Origin of the sequence: Citrobacter sp. MGH110 (genome assembly GCF_001037515.1) — a bacterium.
GTDB lineage: Bacteria > Pseudomonadota > Gammaproteobacteria > Enterobacterales > Enterobacteriaceae > Citrobacter > Citrobacter portucalensis.
Genome location: NZ_KQ089830.1, coordinates 3,149,445 through 3,175,744, shown reverse-complemented (window position 1 = coordinate 3,175,744; position 26,300 = coordinate 3,149,445). Strand labels below are relative to the sequence as shown.

Sequence of the window (26,300 nt, the reverse complement as noted above, 5' to 3'; positions counted from 1 at the left end):
AAAAAAAAAGCCCCTCAATTGAGGGGCTCGGAATGGGTGATCAACGGAAAGAAAAACGGCAGGCCAGCGTCCTTTTTCAGACGCGGTAAGACAAAATGTCGTACACACTGAACCATACATCCTCCCGGCAAATTGTCCGCGATTATACTCAGCTCCGTTATGGGATCAAGCGAAAAATTCACAAATTATTCATCGCAAACGATTCTCATGAATATTCATTCACCCTGAATGCCAAACAGCAACAATGAGATAAACATGCGTTGACGCAAAATATCGGCAAATAGCAGTAGTATGGCAGACCGTTTTTTCGTATAACAACTAAAATGAAACGATGTTTTAATTAAGGGGTTTAAGATGATTGTCGGCAATATTCACAACCTGGATGCCTGGCTGCCGGAAGAGCTGCGTCAGGCGATTGAACACATTAAAGCGCATGTGACGGATGCGACGGAAAAGGGTAAGCACGACATCGACGGCGATCGCCTGTTTTATCTGATTGCTGAAGATATGACGGAGCCGTTTGCACAGCGCCGCGCTGAATATCACGCGCGCTATTTGGATATTCAGATCCTGCTCAAAGGTCAGGAAGGCATGACCTTCAGCACGCAGCCTGCGGGCGCGCCGGAAACTGACTGGCTGGCGGATAAAGATATCGCCTTCCTGCCGGAAGGAGTACAGGAGAAAACGGTGGTGCTGAACGAAGGTGATTTCGTGGTGTTTTATCCGGGCGAAGTGCATAAACCGCTGTGCGCGGTCGGTGCACCAGCGCTGGTACGCAAAGCCGTGGTGAAAATGCGGGTGGCATAAGCGTATTTGCCGGGGGCGGCTTCGCCTTACCCGGCCTACGGGAGCGCGATTGTAGGCCGGATAAGATGCTTAGCATCGCCATCCGGCATTCTTTTCATCCATGCTCTTACTTCGCCAGCGTCGCCACCATCACCGCTTTGATGGTGTGCATCCGGTTTTCTGCCTGATCAAATACGATACTGGCGGGGGATTCAAAGACCTCATCGGTCACTTCCATTCCACCGTGCAGACCATATTCCTGTGCCATTTGTTTGCCAAGCGTGGTTTGATCGTCATGAAACGCTGGCAGGCAGTGCAGGAATTTCACCTGCGGATTGCCGGTCAACGCCATCATCGCGCTATTAACCTGGTACTTACGCAGCAGCGCAATACGTTCGGCCCACTTCTCTTTTGCCTCGCCCATTGATACCCAGACGTCGGTATAGATGAAGTCCGCGCCTTTCACGCCCGTGGCGACATCTTCGGTCAGCGTAATATTGCCGCCGTTTTTCTGTGCCAGCGCTTTGCACTCCGCAACCAGACTTTCTTCCGGCCAGCAGGCCTGCGGTGCGACCAGACGCAGATCCAGCCCGGTTAACGCGGCGGCTTCCAGCATGGAATTACCCATATTGTTGCGGGCATCACCGGTGTAGACCAGCGTCATCTCATTAAACGCTTTACCCGGCAGGTGTTCATGCATAGTTAACAGATCCGCCAGCAGTTGGGTGGGATGAAACTCGTTGGTTAATCCGTTCCACACCGGAACTCCGGCATATTCCGCCAGCGTCTCGACAATCTCCTGACCGTGGCCCCGATACTGAATACCGTCGTACATACGGCCGAGTACGCGGGCGGTGTCTTTGATCGACTCTTTATGGCCAATCTGGCTGCCGCTCGGCCCGAGATATGTCACGCGCGCGCCCTGATCGTATGCGGCAACTTCGAAAGAGCAACGGGTACGGGTTGAGTCTTTTTCGAAGATGAGCGCGATGTTTTTACCGGTGAGCTTTGCGACTTCAGTGCCGTTTTTCTTATCCGCCTTCAGCTGTGCGGCGAGCTGAAGCAGTGACGTGAGTTCAGCAGAGGTGAAATCAAGCAGTTTCAAAAAATGTTTCTGATAAAACGCAGACATGGTTCCCTCACATGGCTTAGGCCATTTATTGAATTAAAATTCAATTTATATGTATGTTTATTCATTTGCAACCTTGTTTAACAAATCTTTCCTGGAAAGGTGGAGGCAATGACAGCGGTATGTGACAATAAGAGTATCGGCAGGACATTATGAGGAACGAGCCATGGCAAACCCGGAACTACTGGAAGAACAGCGTGAAGAAACACGCTTGATTATTGAAGAGTTACTCGAAGATGGCAGCGATCCAGACGCGCTGTACACCATCGAGCATCACCTTTCCGCGGATGACTTCGAAACCCTGGAAAAAGCGGCAGTAGAAGCCTTCAAGCTGGGTTATGAAGTGACCGAGCCGGAAGAGCTGGAAGTGGAAGAAGGCGACACGGTTATTTGCTGTGACATTCTGAGCGAATGTGCACTGAATGCGGAGTTGATCGATGCTCAGGTTGAGCAGCTGATGAACCTAGCCGAAAAATATGATGTGGAATACGACGGTTGGGGCACCTATTTTGAAGACCCGAACGGCGAAGAAGGCGAAGACGGCGACGATGAAGACCTCGTCGACGAAGATGATGACGGCGTGCGTCACTAAGTCATCAACTGACCTGCGGTAGCCCAGGCTGCCGCAGGCCAAGGACAACGTATGGATTACCTGCAAATACTCTCCCCGATCCACAATTTCCTGCACTGTAAAACGCCCCAGGCTTGGCTTGATAAAGCGCGAGACCCGGCGAATCTGCCTCTGTTATTGACTGATCACCTCGTCTGTGAGCTGAAAGCGGCGCAAACGGCGATGCTGCTGGTGCGTAAGTATGTCGCGGATAAACAGGGATCGCAGGCGCTGCTGGACTGGCTGAAACCCTATGAAGCGTTTGCTTTCAGAGAAGGGGATGAGCCGGATTTTATCGCGCTGAATAAACAGATAAGCAAAAGCGTGATGCCGCAAACCGACGACCCGTGGGGACGCAAGCTTATCGACAGCATGGTTTTGCTGATCAAAGAAGAGCTGCATCACTTCTGGCAGGTGCGTGAGGCGATGATGAGCCGCAACATTCCCTATATTAAGATTACCGCCAGCCGTTACGCTAAAGGCATGCTCAAAGAGGTACGCACCCACGAGCCGCTGACGTTAATCGATAAACTGATTTGCGGGGCTTATATTGAGGCGCGTTCCTGTGAACGGTTCGCCGCGCTGGCACCGTATCTGGATGACGATTTGCAGGCGTTTTATCTGTCGCTGCTGCGATCCGAGGCGCGGCACTATCAGGATTACCTGGCGCTGGCGCAGCAGGTTTCAGCCGATGATATCAGTAGCCGGGTGCGGTTTTTTGGCGAAGTAGAAGCCGCGTTGATCACCTCTCCTGACGATGAATTCCGTTTTCACAGTGGTGTGCCAGCTTAATTCCTTTCTTTGACGCGCGGTGTCCATCGCCGCGCGGATTAATCCTTCCTCTTTCTGTTAGCAAAATCTGGTGGCTGGAAATCGCTCGCTGCTGCCGTAATAATCAAAACACACGAAGGGGAAATATATCCCCGTAACAGAGATGATTTGGCATAAGGATGGTTAATGAACTGGGCACACGTTTTGTTGGCAGGTTATATCGGGGCGGTGATTGCTATCGTCGTCGGCATGTTTCGCAAAAAAGGCTGGCTGGGCAAGATCTCCGGCGCGGTGGTTTTTGTGGTGGCGATTATCGCGTGGAATCTGTTTGATGTGCACTACCTGATCCCACGCGAAAGCCCGGATTATGGTCTGACCGAAGAGCAGCAGTTTGAAAAGGCGATGCTCTCCAATCCGGCGTTTCAGGTGATTAAGGAGCAGGAACCTGAGCTGACACAAAAAATTATCAGCCAGGCAGCGCAGATGAAGAAAGCAGGGAGTAGCGAACAGCAGGTTATCGACGCGATACAGCCGCAAATTCTTCAGTTGCAAATGGCAAGATTGCAGCAGGCGCCAGATGCCAATGTCATTGAATATATGAAAATTAACCTTGAGCAGATCGCTTCTGTGGCCAAAATAGGTGATGACGAATGCTTCCGCTTTCTGTTTCCGGCAGTGAAAGGGGGGATTAACCCGGCACGTCTGGTTCCGCGTGAGATCATGAACCGTCGTATGGCGAGTGATATGAGTATGATGCGTGCAGCCTATGGTCCGAACAAACATACGGTCACGGCAGAAGAGAAACAGCTGGCGTTGCAGGATCTGCAAGCAATAAGTCCTGGACTAGTACAGCGCTATGGGCCGGATATTCAGATCATGGCCGATCCGACTAAAGCGATCGGCAAAGAGAAAATTGCCTGTGAGATAGTGCAGGATCTCTGGTCACAGGTGCTGAAGCTGCCAACCGCCCGCGCGGCTGGCGTTATTCGACTGATGCTCTCAGCCGAGATGCAGTAACGCGACTAAAGCCTCTCGGCGTAAGGTCAGAGGGGCTTTAACATCCGCACTTCACAATCCACGTGCCCGGTACAGCCCAGCGCTTCGCTGATATGCTCAAAGCCTAAATGCTCATACAGGCGGATTGCCTCAGTCAGAAACGCTGTGGTCTCCAGATAGCACTGTTTAAAACCCTGCTCGCGGGCATGTTCGAGCGCCATCAATGCCAGCTTTTTCGCCAGCCCCTGACCGCGCGCGCTCGACAGGAAGTACATCTTTTGCAGCTCGCAAATGCCTGGTTCACTACATCCTAACGGCGCAACGCCGCCGCCGCCCACGACTTCACCATTTTGCTCAACCACCCAGTAGGCCGCGCCCGGCTGGCTGTAAACCTGGAACAGTTCGTCCAGATTAGGGTCGGCAACGGTATACCCCTTATCGGCGGTAAGCCCGTATTCAGCGGAAACTTTGCGGATAACGCGGGCAATGGCGGCGTTATCATCGGCAGAAATTCGGCGCAGCGTTGCCGCGACGGAGGTAATGGCACTCATAGCGAACTCATGACATAAAAGTGAGACATATGCAGTTAATACCACTGCGGCGAGGGGAAGCGCAAGCGAGGATAATTCAATAAAAAGCCTCTGAGCATATGCGTCAGAGGCTTCATCGTCTGTGGTGTCGGATGCGCTACGCTTATCCGACCTACGATGACGGTGCCCGTTTGCCGGATAAGCGTAGCGCTATCCGGCATAGGCAATTACAGCGCGGCGATGACCGCCTGCTGTTCAATCAGCTTCGCTTTAGCTTCTGCGTAACCGTCCAGCTTCTCACGCTCTTTGGCGATGACTGCTTCCGGTGCGCGGGCAACGAAACCTTCGTTGGAAAGTTTGCCTTCGATACGGGCAATCTCGCCTTCGATTTTCGCCACTTCTTTCGCCAGACGTGCCAGCTCATCTTCTTTGTTGATGAGGCCAGCCATCGGGATCAGCAGTTCGGCGCCGTCGATGATTTTGGTCACGGAGACCGGACCTTTGTCATCGGCTGGCAGCACGGTAATGCTTTCCAGACGTGCCAGGTTCAGCAGGAAGCTGCGGTTGTCGTTCACGCGACGCATCGCATCAGCGCTGCAACCACGCAGCAGCAGCTCCAGCGGTTTGCCCGGGGCGATGTTCATTTCCGCACGGATGTTACGTACGGCGACGATCGCCTGCTTCAGCCATTCGGTATCAGCCAGCGCCGCTTCATCAACCTGCGCTGCGTTATATTCCGGGAACGGCTGCAGCATGATGGTATCTGCAGTGTTGCCACAAATCACTTTCACGCGCTGCCAGATGGTTTCGGTGATGAACGGAATGATTGGGTGCGCCAGGCGCAGCAGACCTTCCAGCACGGTAACCAGCGTATTGCGAGTGCCGCGCAGTTCAGACTCGGAACCGCCGTTCATGACCGGCTTGGTCAGCTCCAGATACCAGTCGCAGAACTGGTTCCAGGTGAACTCGTACAGAATGCCCGCGGCGATATCGAAGCGGAAGTTATCCAGCGCTTCGCGGTACGCTTTGATGGTCTGGTTGAATTCAGCGAGGATCCAGCGATCCGCCAGAGACAGGGTCATTTCGCCGCCGTTGAAGCCGCAATCCTGATCTTCGGTGTTCATCAGCACGAAGCGGCTGGCGTTCCACAGCTTGTTACAGAAGTTACGGTAACCTTCCAGACGCTTCATGTCCCAGTTGATATCGCGACCGGTAGAGGCCAGCGCTGCCAGGGTGAAACGCAGGGCGTCGGTGCCGTGCGGCTCGATGCCGTCCGGGAACTGCTTCTCGGTACGTTTGGCAATTTTCTCAGCCAACTGCGGCTGCATCATGTTGCCGGTACGTTTCTCCAGCAGTTCTGCCAGAGAGATACCGTCGACCATATCCAGCGGGTCAATCACGTTACCCTTGGATTTGGACATCTTCTGGCCTTCGTCGTCACGAATCAGACCGGTCATGTAGACGGTCTTGAACGGAACCTGTGGCTTGCCGTTTTCATCTTTGATGAAGTGCATGGTCATCATGATCATGCGGGCAATCCAGAAGAAGATAATGTCGAAGCCGGAAACCATCACGCTGGTTGGGTGGAACTGACGCAGCGCGTCGGTATTTTCCGGCCAGCCCAGCGTAGAGAAGGTCCACAGTGCAGAAGAGAACCAGGTATCGAGAACGTCTTCGTCCTGACGCAGCGCAACGTCGGCGCCGAGGTTGTTTTCCTGACGCACTTCGTCTTCGGTACGGCCAACGTAGACATTGCCGTCGTTGTCATACCATGCCGGGATACGGTGACCCCACCACAGCTGACGGGAAATACACCAGTCCTGAATATCACGCATCCAGGAGAAGTACATGTTTTCGTACTGCTTCGGTACGAACTGGATGTCGCCATTCTCAACCGCTTCAACCGCCGGTTTTGCCAGCACGTCGGCACGGACGTACCACTGGTCGGTCAGCATCGGTTCGATAACCACGCCGCCACGGTCGCCGTAAGGTACGGTCAGGTCGTGTGGTTTAATTTCTTCCAGCAGGCCCAGGGCATCAACGGCGGCAACCACCGCTTTACGCGCAGCAAAACGTTCCAGCTTCTGGAACTCAGCCGGGATTTCATTGGAGTAAACGTCGGACTCTTCGCCTTTGGTGTCGTATACTTCCGCGGTTTCGCGGATGTCGCCGTCAAAGGTCAGAATGTTGATCATCGGCAGGCCGTGACGTTTCCCGACTTCGTAGTCGTTAAAGTCGTGCGCCGGGGTGATCTTCACGCAGCCGGTGCCTTTTTCCATGTCGGCGTGTTCATCACCGACGATCGGAATGCGGCGGTTAACCAGCGGCAGGACAACGAATTTGCCGATCAGATCTTTATAGCGCGGATCTTCCGGGTTAACTGCTACGCCGGTATCACCCAGTACGGTTTCCGGACGGGTGGTGGCGACGACCAGGTAATCTTTACCGTCTGCGGTTTTCGCGCCGTCAGCCAGCGGATAGCGGATGTGCCACATGGAGCCTTTAGACTCGCGGTTTTCCACTTCCAGATCAGAAATAGCGGTGCGCAGTTTCGGGTCCCAGTTGACCAGACGCTTGCCACGGTAGATCAGATCTTCTTTGTACAGGCGAACAAAGACTTCTTTCACGGCATTGGAAAGACCTTCGTCCATAGTGAAGCGCTCGCGCTCCCAGTCAACGGAGTTGCCGAGACGGCGCATCTGACGGGTAATGGTGCCGCCGGATTCCGCTTTCCACTGCCAAATTTTGTCGATAAACGCTTCGCGACCGTAGTCGTGACGGGTTTTACCTTCTTCAGCGGCAATCTTACGCTCAACCACCATCTGGGTAGCGATACCCGCGTGGTCGGTACCGGCCTGCCACAGGGTGTTTTTACCCTGCATGCGCTGGTAGCGAATCATGGTATCCATGATGGTTTGCTGGAAAGCATGACCCATATGCAAACTGCCGGTGACGTTCGGCGGCGGGATCATGATGCAGAAGGACTCTTTGCTTTCATCGCCGTTAGGTTTGAAATAGCCCTGCTTTTCCCAGTGCTCGTAAAGCGGCTGTTCGATATCTTGTGGGTTGTATGTCTTTTCCATTATTTCCAGGTTGCCGTATTCAGGTTAAAACCAGCCACGCGGTAAGCTTTGTAGCGATCGCGTGCCGATTGTTTCAAAGAATCTTCGTAAGGAACGAAGTCTATCACTTCTGTGAAAGCGGTGGCAAAATCTGCAAAGCCAACGCGCAAACTGATGAGCAGGTCGCGCGGGCTGCTATTGCGTTTCTCCGGCCAGGCAATCTCTACCGGCGCGCCGCCTCTGGGGCCTTCTCCCGCCAGATTATGCGGAACAAAACTTTCTGCCGGTCTCGCCCACAGAGCTTCATCCAGTCGAAGAGCCTGCTTTTCGTTTTCACAGGCGATCAGCACGCGCTTGCCAGCACGCCAACGTTCTGCGGCAATTTCACACACCAGTTGTTCAACGGCGCTTAAGCCATCGATGGTGTTGTCATTGTCCAGAATATAGAACGTTGCGTTTCTCATGATATGGGGCTTCTTGTTGTGGATTTAAATGCAAAGCCGGGTGGCGCTACGCTTACCCGGCCTACGGTTGAGTGATGTTGTAGGCCGGGTAAGGCGAAGCCGCCACCCGGCGTTTTACATCACTCTTCGCCGTTAAAACCGGCACGATTGAGCAGGAACTGCGACAGCAACGCGACCGGACGACCGGTTGCGCCTTTAGCTTTCCCTGAACGCCATGCAGTACCGGCGATATCCAGGTGCGCCCAGTTGTACTTACGGGTAAAGCGTGACAGGAAGCAGCCCGCGGTAATGGCACCGCCAGGACGTCCGCCGATGTTCGCCATATCCGCAAAGTTGGACTCTAACTGCTCCTGGTATTCATCACCCAGCGGCAAACGCCATGCGCGGTCACCAGCCTGCTCGGACGCACCGATCAGCTCATGCGCCAGCGGGTTGTGGTTAGACATCAGGCCAGTGATGTGATGGCCCAGCGCAATCACGCACGCGCCGGTCAGGGTTGCGACGTCAATCACTGCTTCTGGCTCAAAGCGCTCGACGTAGGTTAACACGTCGCACAGCACCAGACGGCCTTCGGCATCCGTATTGAGCACTTCAACGGTCTGTCCAGACATCGTGGTCAGCACGTCGCCTGGGCGATACGCACGGCCACCCGGCATGTTTTCACAGCCCGCCAGCACGCCGACAACGTTGATGGGGAGCTGAAGCTCGGCCACCATGCGCATCACGCCGTATACCGCTGCCGCGCCGCACATGTCGTATTTCATCTCATCCATGCCTTCGGCTGGTTTGATGGAGATACCGCCGGAGTCAAAGGTTAACCCTTTACCGACCAGCACAATCGGACGCGCGTCTTCGGATGGATTGCCTTTGTACTCGATGACCGACATCAGCGACTCGTTCTGCGAGCCGTGACCGACGGCCAGATAAGAGTGCATGCCCAGCTCTTTCATTTGTTGCTCGCCGATCACTCGGGTCACAACATTTTTGCTGTAGCTGTCTGCCAGCTGGCGCGCCTGAGAGGCCAGGTAGGCGGCGTTACAGATGTTCGGCGGCATGTTGCCAAGATCTTTTGCCGCTTTAATGCCGGCGGCGATCGCCAGACCGTGTTGGATCGCACGCTCACCGCTGGTCAGTTCGCGGCGGGTCGGCACGTTAAAGACCATTTTACGCAGCGGGCGACGTGGCTCGCTTTTGTTGGTCTTCAGTTGATCAAAGCTGTATAGCGTTTCCTGTGCCGTCTCAACGGCCTGACGCACTTTCCAGTAGTTATTGCGCCCTTTGACGTGCAGCTCAGTCAGAAAGCAGACGGCTTCCATTGAGCCTGTATCATTCAGGGTATTGATGGTTTTCTGAATGACCTGCTTGTACTGGCGCTCATCAAGTTCGCGCTCTTTGCCACAACCAATAAGGAGAATTCGCTCAGACAGAACGTTAGGAACATGGTGCAGCAACAGGGTTTGACCCGGTTTGCCTTCCAGTTCGCCGCGACGCAGCAGTGCGCTGATGTACCCGTCGCTGATCTTGTCGAGCTGCTCTGCAATCGGAGAGAGGCGGCGTGGTTCAAAGACACCCACGACGATGCACGCACTCCGCTGTTTCTCCGGGCTACCGCTTTTTACACTGAACTCCATGCACTACGCTCCTGAATCTTAAAGACAACGGCGGTGGCTACGGATAGAATTGCAAGCTTTCGTAACTCATACCCGCTGTTGCGGTGACTTCGTGTTAATCTTAACGTTATTACGGCATTGGCACGTCAGAACAATTTCTGAGAGGTGGATCCGTTGAGTATAATGATCTTAGCGACGATTTCGACGACTCAAGAGAATAAATGACGTTTAAGCCATGAAACAAGCTAAATTCCGGCAAAAGACGGGTTTTTACGGGCGTATTTAAAGTGATAATCATAAGATATCTGGTTCGGGAAACGCTCAAAAGCCAACTTGCGATCCTATTCATCCTGCTTTTGATCTTCTTTTGTCAAAAGTTGGTCAGGATCCTTGGTGCGGCGGTTGACGGTGATATCCCGGCAAATCTGGTGCTCTCGCTGCTGGGGCTGGGCGTGCCAGAAATGGCGCAACTTATCTTGCCCTTAAGCCTGTTCCTCGGGCTGTTGATGACGCTGGGCAAACTGTATACCGAAAGCGAAATTACGGTCATGCACGCCTGCGGGCTGAGCAAGGCAGTGCTCGTGAAAGCGGCGATGGTGCTGGCGCTGTTTACCAGTATTATTGCGGCGGTCAACGTGATGTGGGCCGGGCCGTGGTCCTCCAGACATCAGGACGAAGTCCTGGCGGAGGCGAAAGCGAACCCCGGTATGGCGGCGCTTGCTCAGGGGCAATTCCAGCAGGCGACCAACGGCAGTTCGGTGCTGTTTATCGAAAGCGTTGACGGCAGCAACTTCAAAGACGTGTTCCTCGCTCAAATCCGCCCGAAAGGCAACGCTCGTCCTTCGGTCGTCGTAGCCGATTCCGGACATCTTACCCAGATGCGTGATGGCTCTCAGGTCGTGACGCTGAACCAGGGGACGCGCTTTGAAGGTACCGCGCTGCTGCGCGATTTCCGCATTACCGACTTCCAGGATTATCAGGCGATTATCGGTCATCAGGCCGTGGCGCTGGATCCAAACGATACCGACCAGATGAACATGCGTACGCTGTGGACGACCGACACCGATCGTGCCCGCGCGGAGCTGACCTGGCGTATCACGTTAGTATTCACCGTATTTATGATGGCGCTGATGGTCGTACCGCTGAGCGTGGTGAACCCGCGTCAGGGGCGCGTGCTGTCGATGCTGCCAGCAATGCTGCTCTATTTGCTGTTCTTCCTGGTTCAGACGTCGCTGAAGTCGAACGGCGGTAAAGGTAAGCTGGATCCAGTGTTCTGGATGTGGACGGTTAACCTGGCGTATCTGGCGCTGGCGATTGTGCTTAACCTCTGGGATACGGTGCCGATGCGCCGCTTGCGTGCCCGTTTTATGCGTAAAGGAGCGGTATAATGCAGCCTTTTGGTGTACTTGACCGCTATATCGGTAAAACCATTTTCACCACCATCATGATGACGCTGTTCATGCTGGTGTCGCTCTCCGGGATCATCAAGTTCGTTGACCAGCTGAAAAAAGCCGGGCAGGGGAGCTACGATGCGATGGGCGCCGGGCTGTATACCCTGCTCAGTGCGCCTAAAGATATCCAGATCTTCTTCCCGATGGCGGCACTGCTGGGGGCATTGCTGGGGCTGGGCATGCTGGCCCAGCGCAGTGAACTGGTGGTGATGCAGGCTTCTGGCTTTACCCGTATGCAGGTGGCGTTGTCGGTGATGAAAACCGCGATTCCGCTGGTGCTGCTGACGATGGCTATCGGCGAATGGGTCGCGCCACAAGGCGAACAGATGGCGCGTAACTACCGTGCGCAGCAGATGTACGGCGGCTCGCTGCTCTCTACCCAGCAGGGTTTGTGGGCGAAAGACGGTGACAGCTTTGTCTACATCGAGCGGGTGAAAGGCGACGCAGAGTTAGGCGGGATTAGCATCTACTCGTTTAACGACAAGCGCCGTCTGCAGTCTGTACGCTATGCTGCGAGCGCGACGTTTGACCCGGAGCAGAAGGTCTGGCGTTTGTCGCAGGTGGATGAATCCAACCTGACCGATCCGAAGCAAATCACCGGCTCGCAAACGGTAAGCGGCACCTGGAAAACCAACCTGACACCCGACAAGCTCGGCGTTGTGGCGTTGGATCCTGATGCGCTGTCGATTAGCGGTCTGCATAACTACGTGAAGTACCTGAAGTCGAGCGGCCAGGATGCCGGACGCTATCAGCTCAATATGTGGAGCAAAGTCTTCCAGCCGCTGTCGGTGGCGGTCATGATGCTGATGGCGCTGTCGTTTATCTTTGGTCCGCTGCGTAGCGTCCCGATGGGCGTGCGCGTGGTGACAGGGATTAGCTTCGGCTTTGTGTTCTATGTGCTGGACCAAATCTTTGGCCCGCTGACGCTGGTGTACGGCATTCCGCCGATTATCGGTGCGCTGCTGCCAAGCGCCAGCTTCTTCCTGATAAGCCTGTGGCTAATGCTACGTAAGTCGTAATCACAGTAATCGTAGGCCTGATAGCGTTGTGCTTTTCAGGCCTACTCCGGACCCGTAGGCCGGATAAGGCGTTTACACCGCCATCCGGCAACGTAACACGGGGCTAGCGTTTTCTCCCGCCCATCAAACTCCCCAACATGCCGCGAATTATCTGATTGGTAACCTGTCGCGCCGCGCTTTTCGCCACGCTCTGCACTACGCCATCGCGCTTACCACCGCGCGGCCCGGTGCTGCCAAACAGAATATCCTTCAACCCACCGAGAATACCGCCATCCACATCGACAGCTTTACCGTTGGCGGGAGGTGTATTTTGCTGCTCGGTACTGGCCTGCACGCCTTGCTGTAAACGTTCATAGGCGGACTCGCGGTCGATCTCTTCTTCATATTTGCCGTACAACGAAGAGTGATTAATCAGCCCGTTACGCTCGTCGTCCGTCACCGGTCCCATCCGTGAGCATGGCGCAATCACCATTGCTCGTTCAACCACCGACGGGCTGCCTTTGGCGTCCAGAAACGACACCAGCGCCTCACCGGTTCCCAGCTCCTGAATAGCTTTTTCGGTATCAAATGCCGGGTTGGCGCGCATGGTTTGCGCCGCGCTTTTCACCGCTTTCTGATCTTTCGGCGTGAACGCGCGCAGGGCGTGCTGCACGCGGTTTCCCAACTGACCAAGCACGTTGTCCGGAATATCCGACGGGTTTTGTGAGACGAACCACACGCCGACCCCTTTCGAGCGGATCAGGCGGATCACCTGTTCGATTTTATCCAGCAGCACCTGTGGAGCATCGTTGAACAGCAGGTGTGCTTCATCGAAGAAAAACACCAGTTTTGGTTTTTCCAGATCGCCCGCTTCCGGCAGCTGTTCGTACAGCTCGGAGAGCATCCACAGCAGGCTGGCGGCGTACAGTTTGGGCATCTGGTAGAGCTTCTCGGCGCTGAGAATATTAATCATCCCTTTGCCGCTGGCGTCGGTACGCATCCAGTCTTTGATGTCCAGCATCGGTTCGCCAAAGAAGTGTGCCGCTCCCTGCTGCTCCAACGACAGCAGCCCGCGCTGGATCGCCCCGACCGAGGCGCTACTGATATTGCCGTACTGATTCTGGAAGGATTTAGCGTTATCGCCAATGTACTGGGTGATGGCCCGCAGGTCTTTGAAATCGAGAAGCAGCAATCCCTGGTCATCGGCAATACGGAAGATAATATCCAGCACGCCGGACTGCACGTCGTTGAGGTTCAGCAGACGGGCCAGCAGCAGCGGTCCGAGGTCTGATACCGTGGCCCGCACGGGGTGACCTTTTTCGCCGAAGATATCCCACACCGTGACCGGATTAGCATGCGGTTGCCAGTCAGTAATGCCGATATTTTTCAGGCGGGCGAGCAGCTTTTCAGAGGCTTGTCCTTCCTCGGCCACGCCGGTTAAGTCACCTTTCACATCGGCCATAAATACCGGAACGCCAATCTCGGACAGCGATTCGGCCACCTTCTGTAGCGTGACGGTTTTACCGGTCCCGGTCGCGCCGGTAATCAGCCCGTGACGGTTGGCCATGCCTGGCAGTAAAAACAGTTCGGTGTCCGGCGTGCGGGCAATTAGCAGGGGTGCGCTCATTGAGATTTCCTCCATTTATCCTGCCTGGAGTATAGGCAACCGTGACGCACTCTTCACCGCTAAATTGCGGAGATTGTGAGGAGAATTTAACCTGTCTGGAATAGCGGGGAGAATAGCCGGGAAGCTTACGCCACCCGGCAAAGACGATCAGAAGTCTGCTTTAAGCACTACGCGGTAGCGGGCCTTACCGTCACGCACGTGCTGGATAGCTTCGTTAATTTGCGACATCGGGTACAGTTCGGTGGTGGGCGACACCTTGCTGCGCCCGGCAAATTTCATCAGCTTGCGCAGCTCGAACGGCGTACCGGTCGCCGAACCGGAGATGCTGCGATCTCCGGCTATTAAGGTGAACGCCGGAACCGGCAGCGGCTTCAGCACCGCGCCGACGGTATGGAAGTTACCGCCGTAGGCCAGCGCTTCAAAATAGGGCTGCCAGTCGAGATCGACGTTAACCGTATTAATAATGAGATCGAACTGGCCCGCCAGCGCTTTTAGCGCATCCGGATCGCGGCTGTTGACGACTTTATCCGCCCCCATTGCCAGCACTTCCTGCTCTTTCGCCGGATTGGAGCTGAACGCGGTCACTTCGCAACCCATCGCGTGTAACAGCTTAATGGCGATATGCCCCAGGCCGCCTATGCCGATCACCCCGACGCGACTGGTGGCGGTGATATGGTGCATCAGCAGCGGTTTGAACACCGTGATGCCGCCGCACAGTAAGGGACCGGCTGCCGCCAGATCGATACTCTCCGGAAGCGGGATCACCCACTGCCAGTCGGCCCGCAGCTTCTCAGCAAAGCCGCCGCGATTAAGAATTGTGGGAACAGACCCTTCCAGACAGTTAATCTGATTGCCGCTGATACAGGCATCGCAGTGCCCGCAGCTGCGCGCTGTCCAGCCAACGCCGACGCGCTGACCAACCTTCAGACCTTTATCCTGCGCCGCGCTGCCGAGCGCCGCCACGCGACCAATCACCTCATGCCCGGCAACCAGCGGATACTGAGAGAATCCCCATTCGTTGTCTATCATCGACAAATCAGAATGGCAGATACCGCAGTAATCGACCTGGACTTCGACATCTTCCGGCTTAAGCTCGCCCGCATCATATTCATAGAGTTCGAGTTCGCTGCCCGCCGCTTTTGCGGCGTAGCTTTTTATCATCGACATCGTATTTCCCTCAGTATGGTGTTGAACTGGAAGTGTAGAGCATGGGGAAACGGGACGCTTCGCAGAAGGGGGGATTAAGGAGGGGGCAAACTGTGATGAGGGTTACAGCTAAGAAAGGTAATGCTGAAATTTTCAACACTTAGCGAGCCAGACACACGCTGGCGCTTGCATGGTGGCGCATGACAGGTATAATCCACAACGTTTTCCGCATCCCTTCCGTGCCGGAGTGGCGAAATCGGTAGACGCAGTTGATTCAAAATCAACCGTAGAAATACGTGCCGGTTCGAGTCCGGCCTTCGGCACCATCGGAACATCAATAGACGTCAACGGACGTCTTTTTTGTGCCTGAAATCCATTATCTTCAAGGCTTTCCTCGCTTTTTCACTATTCCTAAGTCAACCTGATTCAATCTACATCAACTTACTGATGCGGGTACAACTGCGGGTATATCCCGGTTCGATAATGTTTGTACCCACACAGAACCCTTGAAAGGATGCTCATCATGGCTCTGAGTGATGTGAAGGTTCGTTCGGCTAAGCCTGAAGTAAAAGCCTATAAACTAACTGACGGTGAAGGCATGGTTTTGCTGGTTCACCCTAACGGCTCCAAATACTGGCGGCTTCGTTATCGCTTCGGCGGCAAAGAGAAAATGCTGGCGCTGGGGAAATACCCCGAAGTCTCGCTGGCGGATGCCAGGGCTCGTAGGGATGAGGCCCGTAAGTTGTTAGCTAACGGCGTCGATCCCAGTGAGAACAAGAAAGCCGCTAAGGTAGAGCAGGAGCAAGAGGCGATAACGTTTGAAGTGGTAGCCAGAGAGTGGCACGCCAGCAATCAGAAGTGGTCTGCATCGCATAGCGCTCGTGTATTGAAAAGCCTCGAAGATAATCTCTTTGCTGCCATCGGTAAGCGGAACATTGCGGAACTGAAGACGCGGGATCTTCTTGTACCCATCAAAGCGGTGGAATCATCCGGACGACTCGAAGTTGCGGCTCGTTTGCAACAGCGGACTACCGCGATTATGCGGTTTGCTGTGCAGAGTGGTTTAATCGACTACAACCCCGCGCAAGAGATTGCTGGTGCGGTTGCTACGGCTAAAAGACAGCATCGTGCGGCATTAGAACTTAACCGCATTCCTGAATTGCTTCACCGTATCGATCACTATTCCGGAAGACCATTAACCCGACTTGCTGTCGAACTTACCTTGTTAGTTTTTATCCGTTCAAGCGAGCTGCGATTTGCCCGTTGGTCAGAAGTAGATTTCGAAACGGCCATGTGGACGATTCCAGGTGAGCGCGAACTGCTGGAAGGAGTTAAACATTCTCAGCGTGGTTCAAAGATGCGGACTCCTCATCTTGTTCCTTTGTCGCGGCAAGCCTTAACTATTCTGGAAAAGATTAAAAGCATGAATGGGAATCGAGAGCTGATTTTCGTAGGCGATCACGATCCGCGTAAGCCTATGAGTGAGAACACGGTGAACAAGGCGCTGAGAGTGATGGGTTATGACACGAAAACGGAAGTATGTGGGCATGGTTTCAGGACGATGGCGTGTAGTTCTCTGATTGAGTCAGGATTGTGGTCGAGGGATGCAGTGGAGCGGCAGATGAGCCATCAGGAGCGTAGTTCTGTGCGTGCGGCTTATATCCATAAGGCGGAGCATCTGGGAGAGAGGAGACTGATGTTGCAGTGGTGGGCGGATTATCTGGATGCTAATCGGGAGAAGGTGGTTAGTCCGTTTGATTTTGCGAAAAAATAAAAAAGTAACGCCATTGAGAATTAAGTAGTTCTATCTTAACTACCTATTTTTCATACAAATAATGGGCATTTTGCCCATTATTTGTTTCTGATGATGAGTTAGACGTTATTGAACACCTAATGCTTTATACACAGCATCCACCGGATCTGCATAGAAACTGATTTGGAATTTGGAGAAAATCTCAGCAGGCACAGTTGGGATATCAGAAGCTGATGCCATCGGCAGCAGCACACGTTTGCCCCCACTATCCATTGCCAGTTGCAAACTACCAGCCAGATCTTCGACCGGATTCACCACACCACCAAGTGTCATATCTCCGAGCACGACCATCTGTTCTTGCACTGGCTTGCCCATCAAAATGGAACAGAAGGCTACCAAGGCGGCAAGGCTGGTTTTGGTACTAGGGCCTGAGTTATGTAACTCAACGGCATGTAGATGGTATTCATGCTCGGAAAATTTGGCGGTAGCACTGATGCGATTTAGGTTGCCTTTGAAATAATCAAAACCTATACGGATTGCTTCTTTTGCTGGTGTATTGGAGCCTAGGCCAGATGTCGTGTGTTTACCATTACCAGGGGTCATCTGAGTCTCGAAGCGATACAGGCCCAGTTGGCCTGTGACACCCTTGGTAACCATGTGCACAACTCCCGGTTTACTCAGACCTTCGGGGATCAACTGGCTCCCGCCTTGCTCAGGTACATTGACGAAAAACTCTTCAAGAGTTTCGTTGTCGAGATAGCTGAAATGCACATCGAAAAACTCCATGCCGCCTAGTTTTTTCAACTGCTCTTTGATTCTACGACGTAACTCTAATGCGTAGGTGAGACAAGGACGTACCTCCTCTTTACCAAACACACCATGAGGATACAGTAATTTGAGCAAACCTGAGACCGTGCGGCGTACTGCGATTACATCACGTTGGTTGAGGTTGTTCCCGAGTTTAAAGAAGCGGTCGATAGCATCAGAGAAGCTACGCTTGCGCATTTCTCGCATATATTCGGCCAGATAGTCGGTGATCAGACCGTAGTTATTGGTAAAAAATTCAGGCCGCATCTTAGGGATATCCCAGCCTGGGATATAGGCATGGAAACGGTCAAAGAAGGCTGTATCGATCATCGCTTCCGGGAAAGGTGCCAGCAGGTGACTGGTTTTGACTAACGTTTCTACGCTTTGGTTTATGTTGCCGACAAATACCATGGATGCTTTGGCTTCGATAGAATCACGGCCACGGGAAAAAGAGCCCGATGCCATGTAATCCTTCATGATCTGGACACCATCTTTATCTTTGAAGGTAATACCAGCCACTTCGTCAAAAGCTACCACATCCCACATGCCTACCAGCCCAACCTGCCGGGAACTCATGTTGTAAAACAGATTGGCGACTGTCGTCTGGCCACCTGAGACTAGTAATGAATTAGGCGAGCACTCTTTATAGACGTGGCTTTTACCGGTACCACGTGGGCCGAGTTCGCAGACGTTATAGTTGTTCTCAACAAAGGGGATCATCCGCGTCAACAGGTGCCATTTCACCCGTTGCTTCAGATTGGTTGGCTCCATGCCGATAGAGCGGATCAGGGTATCCAGCCATTGGTCTGTTGAGAAATTAGCCCGGGCGGCAAAAAGCTCTTCCATATCCATGGAGGGCATCTGGATAGGCTTAAGGTTGAAAATTGAGAAGGGCGAAATTCTTTGCCCTTCTTCATAAAAATAGTTAAGAGTAACGATACACCAGATCCCCCCGGTGAGCAGCTTCTCGTTAGCTTTAACAATGTTGGCGGGGATCACGGCATCTTTGATACCGAGGTTCGAAAGCTGAGCCTCGTAGACATCTTTCTTCTGGTTGAGCTTTACTCCGATTTTATCGATCACTTTAAAGCTGCCACGCTCACGAATCAGAGATTTTACTTTCTCAGCCTCATCCGGGCGAACATAGTTCTCAGCGAGGATTTTTTTGACGTTTTCCAGACCTTCACGTACCACTTCATCATCGTCTGAAGCACAGTACATACCGAGCAGATATTCCAGTACATAGACAGGGACATTAGCCCCTTCTTTTAGCTGTTTTGTCAAATCCTTACGGACAACTTTACCCTTAAAGTAACGATTCAGACGGGCATCAAGATCCATGCTAGCATGCTGAGATAACTCATCGTCAATGCTGAGCATAGAAGCCTCATCAACAGTAGTTCCGCTCGGCTGGGCAAGCTTCTCCGTGTAAACGTCCATCTGCTGGATCACTACATTGTTCGTGATATGTGTGACATTCACCGCTGGCTCTTGTGCGGTTTCCTTTCCTACAAACTCACCTTCAGTAGGATTTATCTCATCATGTGGCATCTGGTATTGCTCCCGGGTACTGATTAGCTGGCACCCAACATTAGAATTTACTTATCACATCCGCAGGATCGCTATTTTGCGAGCCATTAAAAACCGAATTCATCCTGGATTGCCAAATCAATAGTGACTGGATAGCGTGCCATTTCAATACCATCCTCATCATCAACGAGCAGCAATTGATACTGCGCCTTGCGGTCAAATTGAGCACCGGTCAGTTTTAAACGTACGTCTTGCTGGCGCTGATCCAGATTACTTGAGGTCGCTTCAAAGAGTAGCTTCTCAATAGCTGACACGGTTTGTTCTGAACTATCTACCACCGAGAAACGAACCATTCTTGATTTATGACGTTCATCGACGGCATCGGTCTGCAGGAAGCGGATTTTATCGATCACATTTACCAGCTTAATGGGTTGGTATGCCGGAACTATGTCGACTTTGGTTTTTTCATGCAGAGTTTGTTTCTTGCCACGCAGCTCTTGTACTTCAAGTATTGGAACACAGACCTCTTGCAACATTGCACCACCATGGACGAAGCGGGCTCCACCAACAAAATGGAAACGGCTCACTCCTTTCGGAAGCCAGAATTCCACATCAGAGTTACCACCAACAACATTACGCAATTGCCCATGCCAGACATCTTCGTTTGTTGGTAAATTGCGACCAAGGAGATAGCGTTTTGAAGCTTCCAGAGTTCCAGATGGTTCGTGTTTCAGAGGCGATTTTACCCCGTTTTCAACTGAGGCCTGTTGGAATAAGAATCCATGATCGGCTGTGATAACTACGCGAGTAACGCCAAACCCATTGATAATTTTGTTGATGAGTCCATTCAGTTCGTCTATAGCCTGGCGGGCATGAATGAATGTCTTGAGCTCACTTTTCTGAGATTCACTCTGAGCATCGATGACATCGTGATAGACGTAGATTACCTTTGCGTCACCAACCGCCTCGTTAGCTTCTGCCCGGGTCCAGCTCAGCAGACTTTTGGCCGAAATAGCTATACCACCTACCTTACTTAGAATAGTGCTGCGATTTTCTAAACCCGCGCTGCTCTGTCCATCTACTAATACTGTTGAGTTGGTAGCGGCATAGTCTAGTTGCTGATGTGGGAGTAAGGCGGCCATGCCAAGTTGCGTGTAGGTAGGTAGTACCCCGAGCTGGCTCTTGAGCTGCGCAGTGAAGCGCTTGGCTTCATTTACCTGTCCCTGGAGCTCATGAGCAACTTCATAGCGCAAGGCATCACTGATAATAACAAACTGGCGCTTGACCCCGCTCTGGGTAAAACGTTGTTTGATGACAGTATCATAGAAGCGATGCTGCGAAGGGAGATCCAGCCGCCAGTTATCAAGTAGCTGCTCTTTAGCTAACAAACCATCCCACGTTAGCCCAAGCTGATAGAGATACCAGTTCACATACAGATCTTCGATTTTACTGGCCAATACCGCCAGCACTTCGACCGATTGTCCCTGTAGGTGCAATAGTGCTTCATTAAACAGGCGATAGGCTGTATCAAACTGGAACAATTCAGCTTCATAGGCAAGATACATTTCTTGCGCTGAAGTGTAATGAAAACCATCCGGTTTCGAACGGCGTAGTTCTAGCAACAATTCAGCTTGTTGCAGCGCCTGGTAAATATATGCATATTTAGGTACAGTTCTGGCCCAGAATCCATGTCGACGACGAGAGATTAGTTGGGCAAACTCTACTCGATTCAGTTTCAAGTCACCGTTGTTTAATCCAGATATCAGCTCACGGATCAAACCTTGTTCGACCGCTTCAAAGCCTTCGACTTCTCCCCAGAGCCAGATATCTTGCGCTGTCAGGCGTGAAGAAAGTTCGAGTTGATCCGCTACCTGTGCAGATATGTCGGCAAAATTACTGCTGTACTGGTTAGAATCACGCCAACCAGATAGCAGAGCCATAGCATTCGCACGTCCGGTGGGAGTGGCTAATAGTTGTGACTGTAGCCAGACAGGACGCTCTTTGGTATCAAGCTGTTCGTAGCATTCACTCACTAGTAACTTACGAATCAGTTCGCGTAGTGACGGTTCTGTTCCTTCAGCTATATGGTATCCATATTCAAGGTTCATTAAATGCCAAAATCCAGGCAGCAATCCATGCTGTTCTAACGGAACAAGGGCGGTTTCAGCATTCTCAAGTAACCGATCACCAATGCTTTTCATTATTTCGGCAATCTGAGCATGACAGGCCAGCACGACACTTATCATCTTCATATCAAGTGATAGCGGATCTTCTATGCCGCCACGGCCGTCCAGGCGACGTTTAAAGGCTGCAGTACGCTCTTTGTTGGCGAAAAAGCTTTTACGTGACGCGATGTGGTCACGCAGCGCCATATTGGCGAGGCCGAGGTCATTAAGCAAAATTGAGGCTGCATCAGCATAAAACGTGGTGCTATAACGGCGTATATCGAGCAACCAGTCTTTGGCTGGCGATGGTTCTAAACTGGGCCAGTAGAGAAGGAACCCCTGCGTGGTTTCATCGATTTCAATGCGTTTGCGAGTCTGAAGCTGTGATTGCTCTGCCATATTGAGCACTGTCACGGGCAACCCATTCCACAGTAAAGTGAGATCCGTAAGCTGTGCAGTAAAGCTTTGTTCTGGGTCATGCCAGAACACGATCCGGTCAGTGGTGAATTTGTTATTAAGCCCTGTCTGAAGCTGTGTGATATCCATCAGTACGTCTCGGAATAATTGAGCCATCAGCACCATGGCTGTGAATCGGCGGTAGCGTGTAATGTTGAAGATGATTATACCAACTATGAACGTTGATGAGTCACTGGATCCCACATGCTAAAGGTTAGATAGCTAATTTAACTGGTTTGTACAACGGGATAGTGTGAACAAAGCGATACAGCGGAGACACTTATGTCTCCGCTGTATCTTTTTGAACTTAATCTGCTTTATCGCCAGTAATAGCTTTCACTTCAGCTAATAGAGTACCGAACTTGCCGTAGTTGATCTTAACACCATCATCGAGATCGAGCTGGATCTTCATATCAGCATAATGTTTTAGCTGGTCGTCAAAAGAACGCAACTCGGTAAGCTGCTTGGTAAGGCTTTCGATCTCTTTACCGATGCGTTTGGCTTCGGCTGTTTCTGCTTCATTCTGTTGCAGACGTAGGCGATCAATGCGGCTATCCATTTGGCCGAGCAGAGGCGTGACATACTCGGTACGCATGCGCGGGAGGGTGGTTTCATTATAGCGATGCAAATAGACCAAGCATTCAAAGGCTTTCTCTTTACCTGAACTGAATAGCCAGTAGATCGGGCGTTTTTTGTAGGTCTTCAAATGATCTTTAAAGAATTGGGTCGAGAGATAGCGGCGAATAGTCTCGCGTGAGGTTTCTCCCCCTTTTTTCACTGGCTTGATCGCAGCTAAGCACAAGCTATCGGCAATAAATTGCAGGTTTTCTTCCAGATGCTCAACCCCCCAGACTGTGCGGACAAACTCTACAACTCGAGCGGCAATATCATCTTCAAACCAAGCTTCGGTAGTTAGCGGCAGAATACCATCGACGTCTGCAGGGAAACGGGTATAAGCACCTTCTTCTACTAGCGTTTTAAAGCCTTCGTTACCAGCATGAGCATAAACTAACCCTTCACGATTAAGGGAATAACGGCCCATCATGCAGCCAATGGTGAAGGATATCAGCTCTGCCATGGTATCGCTTTGCAGCATGGCTTCAAGTTCTTCAACTGTTTTGTTATTACCATAGCGATAGTACGGATTGCAGGTGAGGGTGATTTCTTTAAGTGGTACCTCAGGTGTTTGTTCATCCTGCAGACCATAGGCATTGATAAAAATACGGTTGTTTTCTACTTCTAGGTGTTGCATTTCTAAGGTAGACTCGTACCAATGGGTACGAAGTTCCTGGTAGGATAATGTGAGCAGTTGCTGGTTATAATTACATTGTAATAGAGGTGGTTTACTGAATTCCCATGAGTTTTCGTATGAATTCCAGTCGTTTTTTGCTTTATTAATAAGTAATTTAACACCATTGATAAAGTCCTCTTTAACAAGACTGTCGCCGTAAGGCATATTCCTGAAATCACCTGTTTGAAAGTGCATCGTTGGATTGAGGACTTTAGAAAAGTCGTTTGCAAAATTTGTATTCAGAAAACCAAGAGCTGCTATTTTTTCATTTTTGTCATGAAAAAAGGCACAAGTTCCTGAACCGTCAAAAAGGAACCCACTATCGTTAAATCTCACTGAAAGACGACCAGAAGTGATGTCCGACCAAGTAATTGAATCTTCAAATATGTGGTCTAAATTAAAGTTGTGTGCCCAGACTCTACTTCCCGAAGGATGTAAAGTTGTTTGCAGTTCCTGACCATCGTTGAACCAATCAACTATATATTCATTGTTCCCGAACCACTTTCTGAATGCTCCTCCTTTGCAATAAGGAAACCACTTACGCTTACTTTTTTTTGCATCCTCCCGGTCTGCACAGGAAAATCCAATATTCTCAATGGAAGTTTCAAACCATAAACGGACGTATTTAGAATTATTCCCTGTAGCTAGCCCCATTCGCGCATCACCTATTTCACCCAGTTTTCTTGAGCTACTTACAGCATCCAATGTTCTTGGACCAATCCAATACGCAATCGGGCTACCCGGAATTTTATTAAAATCCGCTGCGGAGGCGCGATAAAAATGTTTTTCCATATTGTTATTTTCTTGCTGGCTCATTATGAGTCTCCTTTCGGTAATTCTTTTCTGCTATGGGCCATACCTTGGGCTAATCCGTCCGGGACTGGTTTAAAAGGTTTTCCCGGTGAGCGGTGGCTGGATTGAAACTGACGCAAGGCCGTGATTTCAATTTCACCGGTGACGCAGTTATCGTGAGTGCCACCTTTCACGCGTATCAAGTCGCGTTGGCAGCTTTCTTTGTAAGGTGCACGAATACGGCTATCTCCATAAAGGCGATTGTTACACTGAATGATATAGGCATGGATCTCCAAAGGATACGGCATCATTTTCCACTTACATTTGCGGCCTGAATAATTTCTAGGGCACGTGGTCCTTGTTGGTCTGCTCCTCGGAAATCAGATAACCTCACATAACCACCTTTAAATTGTGGGTTATGGGCATTTTCAAGGGTAAACGTGCAAATCGGTACTGTTGCTCCATCAAAACCCGAATATTCCAGCTGAATAAGAGAAGTGATGGTTTTTTTGTTGATAAGATAATTTCTTAGCTGTTCATAGCTAGAGATAAACATCCATACAAACGGGGTCATAAAGCCAAGCTGCCCGCGTGGTTTAGTCAAAGCAAGATTGCGTACGATAAAAGCTGAAAAAAGATCTTTGTCATAGCCCTTGAAGTGGTTTTTCAGATAGTCCTTTACTACTGGAATATGAAATTTACTACCCATATACGGTGGATTCGCGACCACCACATCATAGCGTTTAGCCAGCAGTCGGGCTTGCGCTAGCAGCGGCAATAATTCTTTAGCAGCGAGTTTCTGCATGGCATCGCCCTGATCGTTTAATTTCAGCAGCGTGGAATAAAGATCTTCAATATCAGAGGTTTGCTCGGCAGGCACGTCAATCAGGGAACCTAAGGTTTTGGCATTAAGAAAACTCTGGCGTAGGTCGGCCAGTAGAGTCTGACGTGGGTCATTAGAGGTTAACGACTCATGTGTTTGCGCAAACATATCCTCAACCTGACCATGATTAGCGTTGGCACTAAGATTAAGAGCCTGCCAGAGTTTCGGAATATTGAGGTGACGGCTTTCCTGCAAGGAGTAAATATTCAGGTCCACACCACGAGAAAATAGACGACGATCATCCTGTCGTGCACGCATCAGCAGTGCAAAACCCGCAAGCTGTGCGGCGCGGTCATCGATATCTAGACCAAACAGATTGTGCCTGAGGATTAGCTCCGGGATCTCGCGACTGCGATAGCCACGCTCTTCATAAATGCGATAGAGCACATTGTAGGCTTCTACCAGGATATGGCCGGAGCCGCAGGCAGGGTCGAGTACACGGATTGATTCAGGCTCTATGCTGGTGGGGGTGAGTTCAGCCAGTTGTGTCAATACCTCGGGAGCTTGTTCGCCCGGTTCGATATAGTAGGGCATTGCGCTTTTGAGTGTGGACTCAGGATAGGTTTGCAGCCAGTGACGTCCCACCGAATTTTGCACCAGATATTGTACTATCCAGTTAGGGGTGAACAGTTGGGTAGCGGCAGGGATATCTGCGGATTTGACCACCTTGCCGATGACCTGATCCTTTTTCTCGCTGATATAGAACTGATACAGCCAGCCAATCACCTCTACTTGTTGCCAGTCTGTGTCCGGGATTTCATCCACCAGCTCGCGCCAAAAGGCATCGGTGCGGATAAGGCCGGTGGGCAATAGTAGTTCAGTTTCATCATCAATGGCTTCAAACAAAAACGGCATCGCCTGATGCAGTCGGTGGCACTGGCCGAGTAATAGCTCACGAAAAAGTGCCTCCTGCTCATTACCTGCCAGCAGCAGATCCAGCAAAGCTGGCTTATTGAGAGCCACGCCTTCACTCATCAGGGAGTCGATCACCTCTGGGGCGCGATCCAGCACTTCAAAGCCTTGTGGCTGAGACGGGTGTGACAGTAAACGCACACCGTGTTCTAAATAGCTCTGTTCGTTTTTCAGCTCCATAAACCTGATGGCGCAGAAGCGGTTAAACCAAGTGTAAGCCATCTGTTCTATCAGAGTTTCATAACCATCGTTTGCCAGACGTTGTTGCAGGCGCTTGAGGGCAGAGGCACAGCTGGCAGGGTGGGTAAATCCAGCGATCTGCAACACTTCACCGCTGATTGCCGGTTCGGTATGGCCTTCAGCTGTAATCCCAAATTCAGCAGCACGTGCTTTTATAGCAGTGATAAACGCAGTACGGGCCCGGGGGGCAATTTTCTTTAGATTGGCTGTGTTCATTGATGCTCACAAATTATTTTGTCCGGGCGGTATACCGCCCTTCAGAATGTAATGTCAGATGGTTGAAGTTCACCT

At 51.6% G+C, this 26,300-nt stretch carries 21 protein-coding genes and 1 tRNA gene; 9 read left to right on the top strand and 13 right to left on the bottom strand.

Going from position 1 to position 26,300, the window contains the following annotated elements; genetic code table 11:
- Nucleotides 1–14 precede the first annotated feature (14 nt).
- On the bottom strand, nucleotides 15–116 hold the full coding sequence (gene pyrL / locus SK38_RS24150; RefSeq protein ID WP_003025819.1) for a pyr operon leader peptide: 102 nt from the start codon (nucleotides 114–116) through the stop codon (nucleotides 15–17).
- A 238-nt stretch (nucleotides 117–354) separates the two neighbouring features.
- Here pyrL and SK38_RS14885 point away from each other — a divergent pair, with 238 nt between their 5' ends.
- A complete protein-coding gene (locus tag SK38_RS14885; protein ID WP_008786059.1) occupies nucleotides 355–807 on the top strand; it encodes a YhcH/YjgK/YiaL family protein in 453 nt (150 codons plus the stop codon).
- A 106-nt stretch (nucleotides 808–913) separates the two neighbouring features.
- Here the strand turns inward: SK38_RS14885 and argF are convergent, their stop codons facing one another.
- Nucleotides 914–1,918, bottom strand: a complete 1,005-nt coding sequence (gene argF / locus SK38_RS14880) for an ornithine carbamoyltransferase (protein WP_048236254.1) — start codon at nucleotides 1,916–1,918, stop codon at nucleotides 914–916.
- Nucleotides 1,888–1,983, bottom strand: a complete 96-nt coding sequence (argL, locus tag SK38_RS25420) for a putative translational regulatory protein ArgL (RefSeq protein WP_373371225.1) — start codon at nucleotides 1,981–1,983, stop codon at nucleotides 1,888–1,890. Before argL ends, argF begins: the two co-directional genes overlap by 31 nt.
- 98 nt (nucleotides 1,984–2,081) lie before the next feature.
- Between argL and rraB the strand changes: the two genes are divergently transcribed.
- From rraB to SK38_RS14865, 3 genes are all read left to right on the top strand, one after another.
- Nucleotides 2,082–2,507, top strand: coding sequence for a ribonuclease E inhibitor RraB (gene rraB / locus SK38_RS14875; protein ID WP_003025845.1), 426 nt, complete (start codon nucleotides 2,082–2,084; stop codon nucleotides 2,505–2,507).
- Between the two features lie 51 nt (nucleotides 2,508–2,558).
- Complete coding sequence (miaE, locus tag SK38_RS14870; RefSeq protein WP_008786061.1) at nucleotides 2,559–3,317, top strand: tRNA isopentenyl-2-thiomethyl-A-37 hydroxylase MiaE; 759 nt, start codon at nucleotides 2,559–2,561, stop codon at nucleotides 3,315–3,317.
- Between the two features lie 165 nt (nucleotides 3,318–3,482).
- On the top strand, nucleotides 3,483–4,313 hold the full coding sequence (locus SK38_RS14865) for a hypothetical protein (protein WP_020996254.1): 831 nt from the start codon (nucleotides 3,483–3,485) through the stop codon (nucleotides 4,311–4,313).
- A 26-nt stretch (nucleotides 4,314–4,339) separates the two neighbouring features.
- Here the strand turns inward: SK38_RS14865 and SK38_RS14860 are convergent, their stop codons facing one another.
- From SK38_RS14860 to pepA, 4 genes are all read right to left on the bottom strand, one after another.
- The gene (locus tag SK38_RS14860; RefSeq protein ID WP_003830259.1) at nucleotides 4,340–4,843 is read right to left on the bottom strand and encodes a GNAT family N-acetyltransferase; all 504 of its coding nucleotides are present in this window, start codon (nucleotides 4,841–4,843) and stop codon (nucleotides 4,340–4,342) included.
- A gap of 206 nt (nucleotides 4,844–5,049) precedes the next feature.
- Complete coding sequence (locus tag SK38_RS14855) at nucleotides 5,050–7,905, bottom strand: valine--tRNA ligase (RefSeq protein WP_008786064.1); 2,856 nt, start codon at nucleotides 7,903–7,905, stop codon at nucleotides 5,050–5,052.
- Entirely contained in the window at nucleotides 7,905–8,348 is a 444-nt protein-coding gene (holC, locus tag SK38_RS14850; protein ID WP_048212826.1) for a DNA polymerase III subunit chi, read from the bottom strand. The genes SK38_RS14855 and holC overlap by 1 nt, the downstream gene beginning before the upstream one ends.
- A 119-nt stretch (nucleotides 8,349–8,467) precedes the next feature.
- Entirely contained in the window at nucleotides 8,468–9,979 is a 1,512-nt protein-coding gene (pepA, locus tag SK38_RS14845) for a leucyl aminopeptidase (protein WP_003025870.1), read from the bottom strand.
- A 153-nt stretch (nucleotides 9,980–10,132) separates the two neighbouring features.
- On the opposite strand from pepA, the gene SK38_RS25225 reads away from it, so the two are divergent.
- The 3 genes from SK38_RS25225 (at nucleotide 10,133) to lptG (ending at nucleotide 12,428) form a co-directional block, all read left to right on the top strand.
- Nucleotides 10,133–10,183 carry a hypothetical protein gene (locus tag SK38_RS25225; RefSeq protein WP_212723231.1) on the top strand — a complete coding sequence of 17 codons (51 nt, stop codon included), beginning with the start codon at nucleotides 10,133–10,135 and terminating at the stop codon, nucleotides 10,181–10,183.
- 62 nt (nucleotides 10,184–10,245) lie between these two features.
- The gene (gene lptF / locus SK38_RS14840; RefSeq protein ID WP_032942200.1) at nucleotides 10,246–11,346 is read left to right on the top strand and encodes an LPS export ABC transporter permease LptF; all 1,101 of its coding nucleotides are present in this window, start codon (nucleotides 10,246–10,248) and stop codon (nucleotides 11,344–11,346) included.
- Entirely contained in the window at nucleotides 11,346–12,428 is a 1,083-nt protein-coding gene (gene lptG / locus SK38_RS14835) for an LPS export ABC transporter permease LptG (RefSeq protein ID WP_008786067.1), read from the top strand. Before lptF ends, lptG begins: the two co-directional genes overlap by 1 nt.
- 103 nt (nucleotides 12,429–12,531) lie before the next feature.
- Here the strand turns inward: lptG and SK38_RS14830 are convergent, their stop codons facing one another.
- Together SK38_RS14830 and ahr are read right to left on the bottom strand one after the other, a co-directional pair.
- The gene (locus SK38_RS14830) at nucleotides 12,532–14,034 is read right to left on the bottom strand and encodes a helicase HerA-like C-terminal domain-containing protein (RefSeq protein ID WP_048236495.1); all 1,503 of its coding nucleotides are present in this window, start codon (nucleotides 14,032–14,034) and stop codon (nucleotides 12,532–12,534) included.
- 147 nt (nucleotides 14,035–14,181) lie between these two features.
- Entirely contained in the window at nucleotides 14,182–15,201 is a 1,020-nt protein-coding gene (ahr, locus tag SK38_RS14825) for an NADPH-dependent aldehyde reductase Ahr (RefSeq protein ID WP_048236253.1), read from the bottom strand.
- Nucleotides 15,202–15,421: 220 nt separating this feature from the next.
- Between ahr and SK38_RS14820 the strand changes: the two genes are divergently transcribed.
- Nucleotides 15,422–15,506: transfer RNA gene (locus SK38_RS14820), tRNA-Leu, on the top strand.
- Between the two features lie 197 nt (nucleotides 15,507–15,703).
- Nucleotides 15,704–16,954 carry a tyrosine-type recombinase/integrase gene (locus tag SK38_RS14815; RefSeq protein ID WP_048236252.1) on the top strand — a complete coding sequence of 417 codons (1,251 nt, stop codon included), beginning with the start codon at nucleotides 15,704–15,706 and terminating at the stop codon, nucleotides 16,952–16,954.
- 105 nt (nucleotides 16,955–17,059) lie between these two features.
- Here the strand turns inward: SK38_RS14815 and brxL are convergent, their stop codons facing one another.
- The 4 genes from brxL to pglX (SK38_RS14790) form a co-directional block, all read right to left on the bottom strand.
- On the bottom strand, nucleotides 17,060–19,120 hold the full coding sequence (gene brxL, locus SK38_RS14810; protein ID WP_038423376.1) for a protease Lon-related BREX system protein BrxL: 2,061 nt from the start codon (nucleotides 19,118–19,120) through the stop codon (nucleotides 17,060–17,062).
- A 257-nt stretch (nucleotides 19,121–19,377) separates the two neighbouring features.
- Nucleotides 19,378–21,981, bottom strand: a complete 2,604-nt coding sequence (gene pglZ / locus SK38_RS14805; protein ID WP_048236493.1) for a BREX-1 system phosphatase PglZ type A — start codon at nucleotides 21,979–21,981, stop codon at nucleotides 19,378–19,380.
- A gap of 217 nt (nucleotides 21,982–22,198) precedes the next feature.
- On the bottom strand, nucleotides 22,199–23,998 hold the full coding sequence (pglX, locus tag SK38_RS14800) for a BREX-1 system adenine-specific DNA-methyltransferase PglX (RefSeq protein WP_048236250.1): 1,800 nt from the start codon (nucleotides 23,996–23,998) through the stop codon (nucleotides 22,199–22,201).
- 283 nt (nucleotides 23,999–24,281) lie between these two features.
- Nucleotides 24,282–26,225, bottom strand: a complete 1,944-nt coding sequence (pglX, locus tag SK38_RS14790; RefSeq protein WP_053069344.1) for a BREX-1 system adenine-specific DNA-methyltransferase PglX — start codon at nucleotides 26,223–26,225, stop codon at nucleotides 24,282–24,284.
- Nucleotides 26,226–26,300: the final 75 nt, after the last annotated feature.